The sequence below is a fragment of the Escherichia sp. E4702 genome, assembly GCF_963883545.1.
Taxonomy (GTDB): Bacteria; Pseudomonadota; Gammaproteobacteria; order Enterobacterales; family Enterobacteriaceae; genus Escherichia.
On the sequence record NZ_CAWORF010000021.1, the window covers coordinates 163,056 to 180,285 of the forward strand.

The window sequence follows — 17,230 nt, forward strand, 5'->3', positions numbered from 1 at the left end:
CGTCGACTGTCACCCGAAGAGATGGAGTATTTTCCCTATCAAACCAGCAAAAATAAAAATATAGAAAATAATTTTAATGATGCCCAGACAGCCCGGCCCACCATCATCAACAGGCATTGGCTGCGGTTGCGGCTCCGGTTCGACGGTTTGCTTCTCGGTAAAATTCGCCGACTGAATTAATAATCGACGAATAATTAATGCTTCCAGTGGGCAACGATCTTCTGCATCAAGACGAGCGACGATCGGCATTAATGATTCTTCTGTAGGCTGGTTCGCCAGTACTAATTGTTTAGCAACTAAATATAATGGCCATAAGGGATGCTCTGTATCACGCGTGAGTGAGATTCGCGGCTTACGCCCTTTGTGCAAAACCATCTCGACCAGAGAACGCCCCAGCGCAGAGAGTTTTTCATGGCTGAGTATTTCGTATAATTGAAAGCGCGTACGGGCGCTGTCGCCGGGGACATAAAGTAGCGGTTTTCCCTGATCGTTAACCAGTTCACGAGCTTCAATCATCATCACCACTAATGGGTAATAATCGACCCGATGCTGACGGCACCATTGCAACATTAAAGCATCCGCCTGGGTAGAGGGAGACTTGCGCCAGTAATCACAAAGTTCTGCCAGCAGGTTTTCGCCTTCCCCACAATAGACGCGTTGCGCGTATTCATAATAACGCGCATCTTCATTATCAGGTTCAGCTTCCCGCCACGACCGAGCGTAATCCAGGAGTTCAGGTAATCCCAGGCGGCTTGAGGTATACCAGCACAGTAAATTTCTGTGCAGTTTTGCATCATCGGGGATAATCACTGCGCGATGTTGCGCTAAATACAGTGTCAGCCATTCTGGATGCGATGACCAAATCCGAGCGAACATTTGGTAAAAATCAATGGTGTCATTTTGCACGGCAACGGACAGATGCAGGATGGTCTGGAAGTTAAAAATATTCCCCTTCGCAATGGCATATAAAAAGGATTCCAGTTCTTCTTCGTCTATTTCCTCGGTGTTTTCCTCCTGCAACCACCGCAATCTTTCTGCTAATAACACCATGCACTCGAAGGATAAATGGGCAGTGTTCATAGCTATCGCGCACAACAACCAGCGTAATTCATCAATCTCTTCCATCGAGCAATAATTTAATTGCTGAATGAATCGCTGCCAGGCTGAGGGCAGAAAACGTTCGCTATCAGAGGCAAGTAACGCACGAAAGGCGAGCAGAATTTCATGTTCTGCAACTTCATGTTCTTCTGGTTGCCAAACAGATTTAGCTGGCGACTGCGCAATCCGTAGCGCGTCTTCATACGCCTGACGCAGTTGTTTAAAGCCCTGTGGATCGGTTTCTGGATGAAAGGACGGTAACAACCCCAGATAAGCGCGACGGATAATATCGACGTCAGTTGTTTCCTCTATTTCGAGGATCTTCCAGCAATTTTTCATAGGTCGCTCATATCCTTAAGCGTTTCCGGGCATGCGGGGTAGTCAGCCAGTGGTTGCCAGGGTAAGGTCGCGTAATATGCATCGTCACTGGCAAATAATTGATAAAACATATCATTGCCGGAATCGTCGTATTCTTTACGCGCTAAGAATTCATGTAATAAAGGCAGATTATCATCCTCGGGAGACTGCCAATATTGCCAACCAAAGGTATAACCGGCAAAGTATTGCCGCCAGTTACTATAATAACGTAGCGCCCGTAGATGAATGCGCGACTGGATCCATAGACTTTCTTCTTCACTCAACCAGTTATTAAGTACGCCCATTCGGCTTAAAAAACCCATCCGGACATAATCCCAGGCTTTGATCCCCCCTTCGCCACAGCATTCAGCGGTGCTGGCGACAAATTGCGCGTAAGCCTGACCTTGCTCATTTAATTCAGCAAGATAGTCACGCCATTCACATGGCGAATAACGAAACCAGTGATGATAAAACCCAGCCAACCGTGCAGCATGACCGTTATCGATCATTCGGTGAATTGTGCGCAGCAGGTCATCACGGTCATCAATTCCCCAGGAGGAAGAAAGGTCAAAAAAGCATGTACCTAAATACATTTTGGGGGATGAATGCGAAGGTAAACAGCATTCATTGCGTATTTCCATCGGGGTGGAAAGTGCAAACAATATTTTTTGCGACTCCATGTCCATATAATTTATCCTTAAACATTCATTTAATGAATGTAAACTACATTGCGAGGCTCATTTATTTATACTTTTCTGACGCAACATAATACGCATAAAATAAGGCTTACGCAAAAATGGAACATATAAAAATATAATATGCTTTATCTGCAACCATAAGGAAATGATAATGATTTTTACGTCAAGTCGCTGCGATAATTTATCAATAGATGAGATTATCGAACGTGCTGAACAAGGCGATAGTGAGGCTCAATATATTGTTGGATTTTATTACAATCGCGATAGCGCAATTGACTCTCCGGACGACGAAAAGGCCTTTTACTGGCTAAAGCTTGCCGCCGGGCAAGACCATTGTGAAGCACAATATTCCTTAGGGCGGAAATACTCCGAGGATAAAAGCCGTCATAAAGATAATGAGCAAGCCATCTTTTGGCTGAAAAAAGCTGCCATACAAGGACATACTTTCGCTTCCAACGTCCTTGGCTGGATACTGGATCGTGGAGAAGACCCCAACGATAAAGAAGCGGTTGCCTGGTATCAGATAGCCGCAGAGAGCGGAATGTCTTATGCGCAAAATAATCTTGGGTGGATGTACAGAAATGGCAACGGAGTCGCACAAGACTATGCGCTGGCATTTTTCTGGTACAAACAAGCTGCATTGCAAGGCCATAGTGACGCGCAAGACAATCTGGCCGATCTTTATAAAGATGGAGAAGGCGTTGCTCAAAACAAGACTCTCGCCGCATTCTGGTATTTGAAAAGCGCACAGCAGGGTAATCGGCACGCCCAGTTTCAAATTGCGTGGGCTTATAACGCTGGCGAAGGGGTAGACCAGGACTATAAACAAGCGATGTACTGGTATCTGAAGGCTGCCGCTCAGGGAAGCATCGGCGCTTACGTTAACATCGGCTATATGTATAAACATGGGCAAGGCGTTGAGAAAGATTATAACGCTGCCTTTGAATGGTTTACGAAAGCCGCTGAATGCGATCACGCCACTGCCTGGTATAACCTGGCCATTATGTATCACTACGGAGAAGGAAGACCTGTTGATCTCCGACAGGCTCTCGACCTGTATCGTAAAGTTCAGTCATCCGGTACCAGGGATGTCAGTCAAGAAATCCGTGAGATTGAAGATTTACTGTAGAGATAAAAAACAAGGGCCGGGGAATTTCATTCGGCCCAAATTCTCTTTATTGCTGTGCAAAATCAAACTATTACGGCTCGAACGGGCGTCTCTGGAACTGATCATGACCACACTTCGGGCATAGCGTCAGCACTTCCGGCGTGTAGATCGGGAGATGGAAGTGACATTTCTCGCAGACCAGATTCCCCAGCCCTACCACTTCTCCGCTGTGATAAACCCCGTGATGATTGAGATCCTGGAAAACTTCACGCCATTCAAGCTGCGTTTTATCGGTGATGTCCGCCAGTTCCTGCCAGAGGCTTTCTTTAATCACCCGCATAAAAACGCTGTCAGATTCTTCCTTCAGGCTCTCTTCATAACTCATGGCGAACTCTTCCAGGTCACGTCTGACGGCCCGAGTCAGTTCATCGACCTCGGTCCGCGTTAACTCCCCTGTTTTTATTACACGCTCACGCGCCTGTTCTACCAGTGCATCGATATCGCGTTCGCCATTACGCAGTCGCTCGCTTAATGACGCCACCAGTTCACGGTAATATTGAGCAACCTTGTTCATCATTTCATCTCCCGTGTCGTTAACTGGCTATAATAATAGACGTTATTTACGCTCAACTTTGCAAGACTGCCCACAGAGTGTGTAAATTCGTGCAAGGATTACCGCTGTGCGATTTCAACGTCGAGTGCGCGAAAGGCTGTTTTGACGCGGACGTTTGGGCTATGCTATGCGGATCTGAAAAACCACCTCTAACGCTACTTTTGTAGCCGTAATGAAAACAGGACCACTGGCTGCCATGCAAGAGCAATACCGCCCGGAAGAGATAGAATCCAAAGTACAGCTTCATTGGGATGAGAAGCGCACATTTGAAGTAACCGAAGACGAGAGTAAAGAGAAGTATTACTGCCTGTCTATGCTTCCCTATCCTTCTGGTCGACTACACATGGGCCACGTACGCAACTACACCATCGGTGACGTGATCGCCCGCTACCAGCGCATGCTGGGCAAAAACGTTCTGCAGCCGATCGGCTGGGACGCGTTTGGTCTGCCTGCGGAAGGCGCGGCGGTAAAAAACAACACCGCGCCAGCACCGTGGACGTACGACAACATCGCGTACATGAAAAACCAGCTCAAAATGCTGGGCTTTGGTTATGACTGGAGCCGCGAGCTGGCAACCTGTACGCCAGAATACTACCGTTGGGAACAGAAATTCTTCACCGAGCTGTATAAAAAAGGCCTGGTGTATAAGAAGACCTCTGCGGTCAACTGGTGCCCGAACGACCAGACCGTACTGGCGAACGAACAGGTTATCGACGGCTGCTGCTGGCGCTGCGATACCAAAGTTGAACGTAAAGAGATCCCGCAGTGGTTTATCAAAATCACCGCTTACGCTGACGAACTGCTCAACGATCTGGATAAACTGGATCACTGGCCAGACACCGTTAAAACCATGCAGCGTAACTGGATTGGTCGTTCCGAAGGCGTAGAAATCACCTTCAACGTTAACGACTATGACAACACGCTGACTGTTTATACTACTCGCCCGGACACCTTTATGGGTTGTACCTACCTGGCGGTAGCGGCAGGTCATCCGCTGGCGCAGAAAGCGGCGGAAAATAATCCAGAACTGGCGGCCTTTATTGACGAATGCCGTAACACCAAAGTTGCCGAAGCTGAAATGGCGACGATGGAGAAAAAAGGCGTCGATACTGGCTTTAAAGCTGTTCACCCATTAACGGGCGAAGAAATTCCCGTTTGGGCAGCAAACTTCGTATTGATGGAGTACGGCACGGGCGCAGTTATGGCGGTTCCGGGTCACGACCAGCGCGACTACGAGTTTGCCTCTAAATACGGCCTGAACATCAAACCGGTTATCCTGGCGGCTGATGGTTCTGAACCCGATCTTTCTCAGCAAGCCCTGACTGAAAAAGGCGTGCTGTTCAACTCTGGCGAGTTCAACGGTCTTGACCATGAAGCGGCCTTCAACGCCATCGCCGATAAACTGACTGCGATGGGCGTTGGCGAGCGTAAAGTGAATTACCGCCTGCGCGACTGGGGTGTTTCCCGTCAGCGTTACTGGGGCGCGCCGATTCCGATGGTGACGCTGGAAGACGGTACTGTAATGCCGACCCCGGACGACCAGCTGCCGGTGATCCTGCCGGAAGATGTGGTGATGGACGGCATTACCAGCCCGATTAAAGCAGATCCGGAGTGGGCAAAAACTACCGTTAACGGTATGCCAGCGCTGCGTGAAACCGACACTTTCGACACCTTTATGGAGTCCTCCTGGTACTATGCGCGCTACACTTGCCCGCAGTACAAAGAAGGTATGCTGGATTCCGAAGCGGCTAACTACTGGCTGCCGGTGGATATCTACATTGGTGGTATCGAACACGCCATCATGCACCTGCTCTACTTCCGCTTCTTCCACAAACTGATGCGTGATGCAGGCATGGTGAACTCTGACGAACCAGCGAAACAGTTGCTGTGTCAGGGTATGGTGCTGGCAGATGCCTTCTACTATGTTGGCGAAAACGGCGAACGTAACTGGGTTTCCCCGGTTGATGCTATCGTTGAACGTGACGAAAAAGGCCGTATCGTGAAAGCGAAAGACGCGGCAGGCCATGAACTGGTTTATACCGGCATGAGCAAAATGTCCAAGTCGAAGAACAACGGTATCGACCCGCAGGTGATGGTTGAACGTTACGGCGCGGACACCGTTCGTCTGTTTATGATGTTCGCTTCTCCGGCGGATATGACTCTTGAATGGCAGGAGTCCGGCGTGGAAGGGGCTAACCGCTTCCTGAAACGTGTCTGGAAACTGGTGTACGAGCATACTACGAAAGGCGATGTTGCGGCACTGAACGTCGATGCACTGACTGAAGATCAGAAAGCGCTGCGTCGCGATGTGCATAAAACAATCGCTAAAGTGACCGATGATATCGGCCGTCGTCAGACCTTCAACACCGCAATTGCGGCGATTATGGAGCTGATGAACAAACTGGCGAAAGCACCGACCGATGGCGAGCAGGATCGCGCCCTGATGCAGGAAGCGCTGCTGGCAGTAGTTCGTATGCTTAACCCGTTCACCCCACACATCTGTTTCACGCTGTGGCAGGAGCTGAAAGGCGAAGGCGATATCGACAACGCGCCGTGGCCGGTGGCTGACGAAAAAGCGATGGTGGAAGACTCCACGCTGGTCGTTGTTCAGGTTAACGGTAAAGTCCGTGCCAAAATCACCGTTCCGGTGGACGCAACGGAAGAACAGGTTCGCGAACGTGCTGGCCAGGAACATCTGGTAGCAAAATATCTTGATGGCGTTACCGTGCGTAAAGTGATTTACGTACCGGGTAAACTCCTCAATCTGGTCGTTGGCTAAGCGCGGGAGGAAGCGTGCGATATCTGGCAACATTGTTGTTATCTCTGGCGGTGTTAATCACCGCCGGGTGTGGCTGGCATCTGCGTGATACCACGCAGGTCCCTTCCACTATGAAGGTTATGATCCTGGACTCCGGTGACCCGAACGGGCCGTTAAGCCGTGCAGTGCGTAATCAGTTACGTCTGAACGGCGTCGAGTTGCTCGATAAAGAAACCACGCGTAAGGATGTTCCATCCCTGCGTTTGGGTAAAGTGAGCATTGCGAAAGATACCGCATCGGTATTCCGTAACGGTCAAACAGCAGAGTATCAGATGATCATGACGGTTAATGCGACCGTGTTGATCCCCGGCCGTGATATCTACCCGATTAGCGCCAAAGTCTTCCGTTCGTTCTTCGATAACCCGCAAATGGCGTTAGCGAAAGATAACGAGCAGGACATGATCATTAAAGAGATGTACGACCGTGCCGCCGAACAGCTTATTCGTAAGCTGCCAAGCATTCGCGCTGCGGACGTCCGTTCCGACGAAGAAACGTCGGCAACAACGGATACCACAGCAACGCCTGCACGCGTCTCCACCACGCTGGGTAACTGATGATTCGGTTGTACCCGGAACAGCTCCGCGCGCAGCTCACTGAAGGGCTGCGCGCAGCCTATCTTTTACTTGGTAACGATCCCCTGTTGTTGCAAGAAAGCCAGGACGCCATTCGTCAGGTCGCCGCCGCACAAGGGTTTGAAGAACACCATACTTTTTCCATTGATCCCAACACGGACTGGAACGCAATATTTTCGCTATGCCAGGCAATGAGCCTGTTTGCCAGTCGGCAAACTTTGTTGTTAGTGCTACCTGAAAATGGACCAAATGCGGCGATCAATGAACAACTCCTCACGCTCACCGGATTGCTGCATGACGATTTGCTGTTGATCGTACGCGGTAATAAATTGAGCAAAGCGCAGGAAAATGCCGCCTGGTTTACCGCGCTTGCAAACCGTAGCGTGCAGGTTACTTGCCAGACCCCAGAACAAGCCCAGCTTCCTCGCTGGGTTGCCGCGCGAGCAAAACAGCTCAATTTAGAACTGGATGACGCGGCGAATCAGGTGCTCTGCTACTGTTATGAAGGAAACCTGCTGGCGCTGGCACAGGCACTGGAGCGTTTATCGCTACTCTGGCCGGACGGCAAACTGACACTGCCGCGCGTTGAGCAAGCGGTGAATGATGCCGCTCATTTCACCCCTTTTCATTGGGTTGACGCTTTGTTGAGTGGCAAAAGCAAGCGTGCATTGCATATTCTTCAGCAGTTGCGCCTGGAAGGCAGTGAGCCGGTGATATTGTTGCGTACTTTGCAACGTGAGCTATTGCTGCTAGTTAATCTGAAGCGTCAGTCTGCTCATACTCCACTGCGTGCGCTGTTTGACAAGCATCGGGTATGGCAGAACCGTCGTAACATGATTAGCGAAGCGTTAAATCGCCTGAGTCAGCCACAGTTACGTCAGGCTGTACAACTCCTGACACGAACGGAACTTACTCTCAAACAAGATTACGGTCAGTCAGTGTGGGCAGAACTGGAGGGATTATCTCTTCTTTTGTGCCATAAACCACTGGCAGACGTATTTATCGACGGTTGATATGAAATCTTTACAAGCTCTGTTTGGCGGCACCTTCGACCCGGTGCATTATGGCCATCTAAAACCTGTGGAAACGCTGGCGAATCTGATTGGTCTGACGCGAGTAACGATTATTCCTAACAACGTTCCTCCGCATCGCCCCCAGCCTGAAGCGAACAGCGTGCAGCGAAAACACATGCTTGAACTGGCGATTGCCGACAAGTCGCTGTTTACCCTTGACGAACGCGAGTTAAAGCGTAATGCCCCCTCTTACACGTCGCAGACGTTAAAAGAGTGGCGACAGGAGCAAGGCCCAGATGTGCCGCTGGCGTTTATTATCGGTCAGGACTCGCTGCTGAACTTTCCGACCTGGTATGAATACGAAACGATTCTCGACAATGCACATTTGATAGTCTGTCGACGTCCAGGTTATCCGCTGGAAATGGCACAACCGCAGTACCAGCAGTGGCTGGAAGATCATTTGACGCATAATCCGGAAGATCTGCATCTTCAGCCTGCTGGTAAAATTTATCTCGCCGAAACGCCGTGGTTCAACATCTCGGCGACAATCATCCGCGAACGTTTGCAAAACGGCGAATCTTGTGAGGAATTGTTACCAGAATCGGTACTGACTTACATTAACCAACAAGGCTTGTATCGCTGATATCTGCCGTCACGGAGGGAATGATGCGACTGTGGTTAATTCGTCACGGTGAAACGCAAGCGAATGTCGACGGGTTATACAGCGGTCATGCGCCTACACCACTTACAGAGCGCGGTATCGCGCAGGCGAAAAGCTTGCATACACTGCTACGTGATGTTCCCTTCGATAGGGTTTTATGCAGTGAACTGGAACGGGCGCAGCACACCGCGCGCCTGGTTCTTGACGACCGTCAACTCCCCGTGCAAATCATCCCTGAACTCAACGAAATGTTTTTTGGTGACTGGGAAATGCGGCATCATCGCGAGCTGATGCAAGAAGATGCCGAAAACTATAGTGCCTGGTGCAATGACTGGCAGCATACCGTCCCTACTCGCGGTGAAGGCTTTCAGGCATTTTCACAGCGGATAGAAAGGTTTATTGCCGGACTTGGTGAGTATCAGCAGCACAAAAACATATTGATCGTTAGCCACCAGGGTGTGTTGAGCCTGTTGATTGCCCGCTTAATCGGCATGCCTCCCGAGGCAATGTGGCATTTTCGTGTAGACCAGGGCTGCTGGAGCGCCATTGATATCAATGACGAGTTCGCAACTCTACGTGTCCTCAATAGCCGCGCCATCTGGTGCGAAGACGCATGACTTTTCTGTTTTTTTACAGGTAAGCCGCAACGGACATTGACAGGCCCGGGCAGGCTGATATTCTCCGCAACCTGACGTTTCCGCCATACACGACTTTGTAGAAATTGTTTTACAAAAATGGCGATGCAATCTGTGACGCGGGGTGGGATGATAGCCCACTTTCAAGAGCCGATTTGCTGACATTTGTCCCGAAATCGCCTCTGCTTCAGGTATACTGACAGACCATTTTTATCTTTTTTATTTCACCCAGGGGGAAAACTTGCAGGGTAAAGCACTCCAGGATTTTGTTATCGACAAAATTGATGACCTCAAAGGTCAGGACATCATCGCCTTAGACGTTCAGGGCAAATCCAGTATCACCGACTGTATGATCATCTGTACGGGAACATCCAGCCGTCATGTTATGTCCATTGCCGACCACGTGGTTCAGGAATCTCGCGCGGCGGGTTTATTGCCCCTCGGCGTTGAAGGTGAAAACGGCGCCGACTGGATTGTGGTCGATCTGGGTGATGTGATTGTCCATGTTATGCAGGAAGAGAGCCGTCGCCTGTATGAGCTGGAAAAACTCTGGAGTTAATGCGTGAAGCTGCAACTTGTCGCCGTGGGAACGAAAATGCCGGACTGGGTACAAACCGGTTTTACCGAGTACCTGCGTCGTTTTCCGAAAGATATGCCTTTTGAACTGATTGAAATTCCGGCGGGAAAACGCGGCAAGAACGCGGATATCAAGCGCATACTCGACAAAGAGGGTGAGCAAATGCTGGCGGCTGCCGGTAAAAACCGCATTGTCACCCTCGATATCCCAGGCAAGCCCTGGGACACGCCGCAGTTAGCCGCTGAACTGGAACGCTGGAAGCTGGATGGCCGCGATGTCAGCTTGCTGATTGGCGGGCCGGAAGGGTTATCGCCTGCCTGTAAAGCGGCGGCAGAACAAAGCTGGTCACTTTCGGCGCTTACCCTCCCCCATCCGCTGGTTCGCGTACTGGTCGCAGAGAGTCTGTACCGGGCGTGGAGCATTACCACCAACCATCCTTATCACCGTGAGTGATATGGTAGCCTTAAGTAGAAAACGCAGCGGATGAAATTACAGAACTCTTTTCGCGACTATTCGGCAGAGTCCGCGCTGTTTGTGCGCCGGGCGCTGGTCGCCTTTTTGGGGATTTTGCTGCTAACCGGCGTGCTCATCGCCAACTTGTATAACCTACAAATTGTTCGCTTTACCGATTACCAGACCCGTTCTAATGAAAACCGCATTAAGCTGGTGCCTATCGCCCCCAGCCGCGGCATTATCTACGACCGTAACGGTATCCCTCTGGCGCTCAACCGAACTATCTATCAGATAGAGATGATGCCGGAGAAAGTCGATAACGTGCAGCAGACTCTGGACGCCCTGCGCAGCGTGGTTGACCTGACCGATGACGATATCGCCGCGTTTCGAAAGGAGCGTGCACGTTCGCACCGTTTTACCTCTATTCCGGTGAAAACCAACCTGACTGAAGTTCAGGTGGCGCGTTTCGCCGTTAACCAATATCGTTTTCCAGGTGTGGAAGTTAAAGGCTATAAACGTCGTTACTATCCCTATGGTTCAGCGTTGACCCACGTTATCGGTTATGTCTCGAAAATTAACGATAAAGACGTCGAGCGACTAAATAATGACGGCAAACTGGCCAACTATGCCGCAACACATGATATCGGCAAGCTGGGGATTGAACGTTACTACGAAGATGTTCTGCACGGCCAGACGGGTTATGAAGAAGTTGAAGTTAACAACCGCGGTCGCGTCATCCGCCAGTTAAAAGAAGTATCGCCGCAGGCCGGGCATGATATTTACCTGACAATTGATCTCAAGCTCCAGCAGTATATTGAAACACTGCTGGCGGGCAGTCGTGCCGCTGTTGTAGTCACCGATCCGCGTACAGGTGGCGTGCTGGCGCTGGTTTCCACGCCAAGTTACGACCCTAACCTGTTTGTTGACGGTATCTCCAGCAAAGATTATTCCGCGTTGCTGAACGACCCGAATACACCACTGGTGAACCGTGCCACGCAGGGGGTTTATCCGCCAGCGTCGACGGTTAAACCTTATGTGGCGGTTTCGGCATTAAGTGCAGGGGTGATCACCCGTAATACCAGCCTGTTTGATCCTGGATGGTGGCAGTTGCCGGGGTCTGAAAAGCGTTATCGTGACTGGAAAAAATGGGGCCACGGTCGCCTGAATGTCACTAAATCGCTGGAAGAGTCAGCAGATACCTTCTTCTATCAGGTTGCCTACGATATGGGCATCGACCGCCTTTCTGAATGGATGGGTAAATTTGGCTACGGTCATTACACCGGTATCGACCTGTCGGAAGAACGTTCCGGTAATATGCCGACCCGCGAATGGAAACAGAAACGCTTTAAAAAACCGTGGTATCAGGGTGACACCATTCCGGTCGGTATCGGTCAGGGGTACTGGACAGCGACCCCTATCCAGATGAACAAAGCACTGATGATCCTGATTAACGACGGTATTGTGAAGGTTCCGCATTTGCTGATGAGCACCGCCGAAAATGGCAAACAAGTGCCGTGGGTACAGCCGCATGAACCGCCGGTAGGCGATATTCATTCTGGTTACTGGGAACTGGCGAAAGACGGCATGTTTGGTGTTGCTAACCGTCCTAACGGTACGGCACATAAATACTTTGCCAGCGCGCCCTACAAAATTGCGGCGAAATCCGGTACCGCGCAGGTCTTCGGCCTGAAGGCGAACGAAACCTATAATGCGCACAAAATTGCCGAGCGTCTGCGCGACCACAAACTGATGACCGCGTTTGCGCCATATAACAATCCGCAAGTCGCTGTCGCTATGATTCTGGAAAACGGCGGGGCTGGCCCGGCGGTCGGTACGCTGATGCGCCAGATCCTCGACCATATTATGCTTGGTGACAACAACACCGATCTGCCTGCAGAAAACCCGGCGGTTACTGCTGCGGAGGACCATTAATCATGACGGATAATCCGAATAAAAAAACATTCTGGGATAAAGTCCATCTTGATCCCACAATGCTACTGATCTTACTGGCATTACTGGTCTACAGCGCCCTGGTAATCTGGAGCGCCAGCGGCCAGGACATCGGCATGATGGAGCGTAAAATCGGCCAGATCGCGATGGGGCTGGTCATTATGGTGGTGATGGCCCAAATTCCGCCGCGCGTTTATGAAGGCTGGGCGCCCTATCTCTATATCATCTGTATTATTTTGCTGGTAGCGGTAGATGCCTTTGGGGCCATCTCCAAAGGCGCTCAACGTTGGCTGGATCTCGGTATCGTCCGTTTCCAGCCCTCGGAAATCGCCAAAATAGCTGTGCCGCTCATGGTGGCTCGCTTTATCAACCGTGACGTTTGCCCGCCGTCGTTAAAAAATACCGCCATCGCGCTGGTGCTGATTTTTATGCCCACGTTGCTGGTGGCAGCGCAGCCTGACTTGGGGACGTCAATCCTCGTTGCACTTTCTGGTCTGTTTGTACTGTTTCTCTCCGGACTTAGCTGGCGCCTGATTGGCGTTGCAGTGGTACTGGTGGCAGCATTTATCCCAATCTTGTGGTTCTTCCTGATGCATGATTACCAGCGCCAGCGCGTAATGATGCTACTCGACCCGGAATCAGACCCACTCGGCGCGGGCTATCACATTATTCAGTCTAAAATTGCTATTGGCTCCGGCGGATTACGCGGTAAAGGCTGGCTGCACGGTACCCAGTCACAGCTTGAATTTCTGCCCGAACGCCATACCGATTTTATCTTCGCGGTACTGGCGGAAGAGTTGGGATTAGTGGGTATTTTGATTCTGCTTGCTCTCTATATTCTGCTCATCATGCGCGGACTGTGGATTGCAGCCAGAGCACAAACTACCTTTGGTCGCGTCATGGCTGGCGGCTTAATGCTGATATTATTCGTTTATGTCTTCGTAAATATTGGTATGGTAAGCGGTATTCTGCCGGTTGTAGGGGTTCCACTCCCGCTGGTCAGTTATGGAGGATCGGCGCTCATAGTGCTGATGGCTGGGTTTGGGATTGTGATGTCAATCCACACCCACAGGAAAATGTTGTCGAAAAGCGTGTAAGAGGTGCAAATGCGTAAGCAGTGGCTCGGGATCTGCATCGCGGCAGGAATGCTCGCGGCATGTACTAGCGATGATGGTCAGCAACAGACGGTAAGTGTGCCGCAGCCTGCGGTATGTAACGGCCCTATAGTTGAAATTAGCGGGGCGGAACCACGTTTCGAACCACTGAACGCGACGGCAAATCAGGATTATCAGCGCGACGGCAGAAGCTACAAAATCGTGCAGGACCCTTCACGCTTTAGCCAGGCGGGCCTTGCAGCCATTTATGATGCCGAACCTGGCAGCAATCTGACAGCATCTGGCGAAGCATTTGATCCAACGCAGCTGACGGCGGCGCATCCAACGCTCCCTATCCCCAGCTACGCCAGAATCACCAACCTGGCTAATGGGCGGATGATCGTGGTGCGCATTAACGATCGCGGTCCCTACGGCAACGACCGTGTGATTTCACTTTCACGCGCGGCAGCTGACCGTCTTAACACCTCGAACAATACAAAAGTTCGTATCGATCCTATTATCGTCGCCCAGGATGGTTCATTTTCTGGCCCAGGCATGGCTTGTACTACCATTGCCAAACAGACTTACGCCCTGCCTGCACCGCCCGATTTAAACGGCGGCAGCGGAACAAACTCTATGTCTGTCCCGCAGGGTGATATTCTCCCGGTCAGCAACTCGACGCTGAAAAGCGAAGATCCGACCGGCGCGCCGGTAACCAGCAGCGGCTTCCTCGGCGCACCGACCACCCTGGCGCCCGGCGTACTGGAAGGCAGCGAACCGACGCCTGCACCACAGCCCGTTGTCTCGGCACCTGCAACAACACCTGCAATGGTGACACCGCAAGCCGCTTCGCAAAGCGCCAGCGGTAACTTTATGGTGCAAGTGGGGGCCGTTAGCGATCAGGCACGCGCGCAACAGTATCAACAGCAACTGGGACAAAAGTTCGGCGTACCCGGTCGCGTGACCCAAAACGGCGCGGTCTGGCGTATTCAGCTTGGTCCATTTGCCAACAAAGCTGAAGCCAGTGCCTTACAGCAACGTTTACAAACCGAAGCCCAATTACAGTCATTTATTACCACCGCGCAATAACGTAAAGCAGGCATCTGAAATGTCAATTTCTGTAAATGACGTTAACAAAGTCACGCGGAAAGTCAGATGCCTGGCGGTAGTGCATTTGCTATAGTAGGGCACTTATTTTAAATTCCATCACGGATGTCGTAGTTCAGACCATGAATACCATTTTTTCCGCTCGTATCATGAAGCGCCTGGCGCTCACCACGGCTCTTTGCACAGCCTTTATCTCTGCTGCACATGCCGATGACCTGAATATCAAAACCATGATCCCGGGTGTACCGCAGATCGACGCGGAGTCTTACATCCTGATCGACTATAACTCCGGCAAAGTGCTCGCCGAGCAAAATGCGGATGTCCGTCGCGACCCTGCAAGTCTGACCAAAATGATGACCAGCTACGTTATCGGTCAGGCAATGAAAGCAGGTAAATTCAAAGAATCTGATTTAGTGACCATCGGCAATGACGCCTGGGCCACCGGTAACCCGGTGTTCAGAGGTTCTTCGCTGATGTTCCTCAAACCTGGCATGCAGGTACCGGTTTCTCAGCTTATCCGTGGTATCAACCTGCAATCTGGTAACGATGCTTGTGTTGCCATGGCTGACTTCGCCGCCGGTAGCCAGGATGCTTTCGTTGGTCTGATGAACAGTTACGTTAACGCCCTGGGCCTGAAAAATACCCACTTCCAGACTGTACACGGTCTGGACGCTGACGGTCAGTACAGCTCCGCGCGTGATATGGCGCTGATCGGTCAGGCCCTGATTCGTGATGTCCCTAACGAATACGCTATCTATAAAGAGAAAGAGTTTACCTTTAACGGTATTCGCCAGCTCAACCGTAACGGCCTGCTATGGGATAACAGCCTGAATGTCGACGGAATCAAAACTGGCCATACTGACAAGGCGGGCTACAACCTTGTCGCCTCCGCAACGGAAGGTCAGATGCGTCTGATCTCCGCAGTCATGGGCGGACGCACGTTCAAAGGCCGTGAAACCGAAAGTAAAAAACTGCTGACCTGGGGCTTCCGTTTCTTCGAAACGGTTAACCCACTGAAAGTTGGCAAAGAGTTCGCCTCTGAACCGGTATGGTTTGGTAATACTGACCGCGCTTCGTTAGGGGTTGATAAAGACGTTTACCTGACCATTCCGCGTGGCCGCATGAAAGACCTGAAAGCCAGCTACGTGCTGAACAGCAGTGAACTACATGCGCCTCTGCAAAAGAACCAGGTCGTTGGCACCATCAACTTCCAGCTTGATGGCAAAACTATCGAACAACGCCCGCTGGTGGTGTTACAGGAAATTCCGGAAGGTAACTTCTTCGGCAAAATCATTGATTACATTAAATTAATGTTCCATCACTGGTTCGGCTAAAAATTGAACACTTGAAAGTGTAATTTCCGCCCCCATATACTAAGCATCAGTAAAAAACTCCCGCCCTCTGGCGGGAGTTGCTATTTAATTACGTTACGCCGGAGCTGACATGAAAACCAAACTTAACGAACTGCTTGAATTCCCTACTCCTTTTACCTACAAAGTAATGGGGCAGGCGTTACCTGAGCTGATTGATCAGGTGGTTGAAGTGGTACAGCGCCATGCGCCAGGTGACTACAACCCAACGGTAAAACCAAGCAGCAAAGGCAACTACCACTCGGTATCTATCACTATCAACGCAACTCATATCGAGCAGGTTGAAACTCTGTACGAAGAACTGGGCAAAATCGATATCGTCCGTATGGTTCTGTAATTCGCTTCTCCGTTACCCGGCCTCTGGTCGGGTAACTCCCCTCCCCTCGCTGTGATATAATTTTCCCCACTTTTACTCATTCTCCACGGAGATGCCGTTTTGTATCAGGATAAAATTCTTGTCCGCCAGCTCGGCCTTCAGCCTTACGAGCCTATTTCTCAGGCTATGCATGAATTCACCGATACCCGTGATGAAAATACCCTTGATGAAATCTGGTTGGTTGAACACCATCCTGTATTTACCCAGGGACAAGCAGGTAAAGCGGAACATATTTTAATGCCGGGTGATATTCCGGTGATCCAGAGCGATCGCGGCGGCCAGGTAACTTATCACGGGCCGGGGCAACAGGTGATGTATGTGTTGCTTAACCTCAAACGTAGGAAGCTGGGCGTGCGTGAACTGGTGACCTTGCTCGAACAAACGGTAGTGAATACCCTGGCCGAGCTGGATATTGAAGCGCACCCTCGGGCTGATGCTCCAGGTGTCTACGTTGGGGAAAAGAAAATTTGTTCGCTCGGATTGCGTATTCGCCGCGGCTGTTCATTCCACGGTCTGGCATTAAACGTCAATATGGATCTTTCGCCATTTTTACGTATCAACCCTTGTGGTTATGCCGGGATGGAAATGGCAAAAATATCACAATGGAAACCTGATGCGACCACCGATAATATTGCACCACGCTTACTGGCAAATATTTTAGCGCTACTCAAAAATCCTGACGTAGAATATATCCCTGCTTAATTCCCCCTCATTAATGACCCAAATCATA

At 50.7% G+C, this 17,230-nt stretch carries 17 protein-coding genes; 14 read left to right on the forward strand and 3 right to left on the reverse strand.

The window, feature by feature from the left end:
- Positions 1-9 precede the first annotated feature (9 nt).
- Together AACU94_RS14230 and AACU94_RS14235 are read right to left on the reverse strand one after the other, a co-directional pair.
- On the reverse strand, positions 10-1,437 hold the full coding sequence (locus tag AACU94_RS14230; protein WP_130219443.1) for a J domain-containing protein: 1,428 nt from the start codon (positions 1,435-1,437) through the stop codon (positions 10-12).
- Positions 1,434-2,141 (reverse strand): DUF1266 domain-containing protein, encoded by a 708-nt coding sequence (locus tag AACU94_RS14235; RefSeq protein WP_130219441.1) that lies wholly within the window; start codon positions 2,139-2,141, stop codon positions 1,434-1,436. The genes AACU94_RS14230 and AACU94_RS14235 overlap by 4 nt, the downstream gene beginning before the upstream one ends.
- 163 nt (positions 2,142-2,304) lie before the next feature.
- Between AACU94_RS14235 and ybeQ the strand changes: the two genes are divergently transcribed.
- Entirely contained in the window at positions 2,305-3,282 is a 978-nt protein-coding gene (gene ybeQ / locus AACU94_RS14240) for a Sel1 family TPR-like repeat protein YbeQ (protein ID WP_135489637.1), read from the forward strand.
- A gap of 70 nt (positions 3,283-3,352) precedes the next feature.
- Here the strand turns inward: ybeQ and AACU94_RS14245 are convergent, their stop codons facing one another.
- A complete protein-coding gene (locus tag AACU94_RS14245; RefSeq protein WP_001044880.1) occupies positions 3,353-3,835 on the reverse strand; it encodes a zinc ribbon-containing protein in 483 nt (160 codons plus the stop codon).
- A 235-nt stretch (positions 3,836-4,070) separates the two neighbouring features.
- Here AACU94_RS14245 and leuS point away from each other — a divergent pair, with 235 nt between their 5' ends.
- From leuS to lipB, 13 genes are all read left to right on the forward strand, one after another.
- Positions 4,071-6,653 (forward strand): leucine--tRNA ligase, encoded by a 2,583-nt coding sequence (gene leuS / locus AACU94_RS14250; protein WP_135489701.1) that lies wholly within the window; start codon positions 4,071-4,073, stop codon positions 6,651-6,653.
- Between the two features lie 14 nt (positions 6,654-6,667).
- Complete coding sequence (gene lptE, locus AACU94_RS14255; RefSeq protein ID WP_135489638.1) at positions 6,668-7,246, forward strand: LPS assembly lipoprotein LptE; 579 nt, start codon at positions 6,668-6,670, stop codon at positions 7,244-7,246.
- The gene (gene holA, locus AACU94_RS14260) at positions 7,246-8,277 is read left to right on the forward strand and encodes a DNA polymerase III subunit delta (protein ID WP_130222596.1); all 1,032 of its coding nucleotides are present in this window, start codon (positions 7,246-7,248) and stop codon (positions 8,275-8,277) included. The genes lptE and holA overlap by 1 nt, the downstream gene beginning before the upstream one ends.
- A gap of 1 nt (position 8,278) precedes the next feature.
- Positions 8,279-8,920, forward strand: a complete 642-nt coding sequence (nadD, locus tag AACU94_RS14265; RefSeq protein WP_064528967.1) for a nicotinate-nucleotide adenylyltransferase — start codon at positions 8,279-8,281, stop codon at positions 8,918-8,920.
- Between the two features lie 23 nt (positions 8,921-8,943).
- Complete coding sequence (locus tag AACU94_RS14270; protein WP_135404663.1) at positions 8,944-9,555, forward strand: adenosylcobalamin/alpha-ribazole phosphatase; 612 nt, start codon at positions 8,944-8,946, stop codon at positions 9,553-9,555.
- A gap of 259 nt (positions 9,556-9,814) precedes the next feature.
- On the forward strand, positions 9,815-10,132 hold the full coding sequence (gene rsfS / locus AACU94_RS14275) for a ribosome silencing factor (protein WP_001161662.1): 318 nt from the start codon (positions 9,815-9,817) through the stop codon (positions 10,130-10,132).
- Positions 10,133-10,135: 3 nt separating this feature from the next.
- Positions 10,136-10,603, forward strand: a complete 468-nt coding sequence (gene rlmH, locus AACU94_RS14280) for a 23S rRNA (pseudouridine(1915)-N(3))-methyltransferase RlmH (protein ID WP_000776104.1) — start codon at positions 10,136-10,138, stop codon at positions 10,601-10,603.
- A 30-nt stretch (positions 10,604-10,633) separates the two neighbouring features.
- Entirely contained in the window at positions 10,634-12,535 is a 1,902-nt protein-coding gene (mrdA, locus tag AACU94_RS14285; protein ID WP_130219433.1) for a peptidoglycan DD-transpeptidase MrdA, read from the forward strand.
- Positions 12,536-12,537: 2 nt separating this feature from the next.
- Positions 12,538-13,650: a peptidoglycan glycosyltransferase MrdB gene (mrdB, locus tag AACU94_RS14290; RefSeq protein ID WP_000131717.1), complete on the forward strand. Its 1,113-nt coding sequence runs from the start codon at positions 12,538-12,540 to the stop codon at positions 13,648-13,650.
- Between the two features lie 9 nt (positions 13,651-13,659).
- Entirely contained in the window at positions 13,660-14,736 is a 1,077-nt protein-coding gene (gene rlpA / locus AACU94_RS14295) for an endolytic peptidoglycan transglycosylase RlpA (RefSeq protein WP_130222594.1), read from the forward strand.
- Positions 14,737-14,876: 140 nt separating this feature from the next.
- Positions 14,877-16,088 (forward strand): D-alanyl-D-alanine carboxypeptidase DacA, encoded by a 1,212-nt coding sequence (gene dacA / locus AACU94_RS14300; RefSeq protein WP_064528971.1) that lies wholly within the window; start codon positions 14,877-14,879, stop codon positions 16,086-16,088.
- Between the two features lie 109 nt (positions 16,089-16,197).
- Positions 16,198-16,461 (forward strand): DUF493 family protein YbeD, encoded by a 264-nt coding sequence (gene ybeD, locus AACU94_RS14305; RefSeq protein WP_135489639.1) that lies wholly within the window; start codon positions 16,198-16,200, stop codon positions 16,459-16,461.
- Positions 16,462-16,560: 99 nt separating this feature from the next.
- A complete protein-coding gene (gene lipB, locus AACU94_RS14310; protein ID WP_130206479.1) occupies positions 16,561-17,202 on the forward strand; it encodes a lipoyl(octanoyl) transferase LipB in 642 nt (213 codons plus the stop codon).
- Positions 17,203-17,230: the final 28 nt, after the last annotated feature.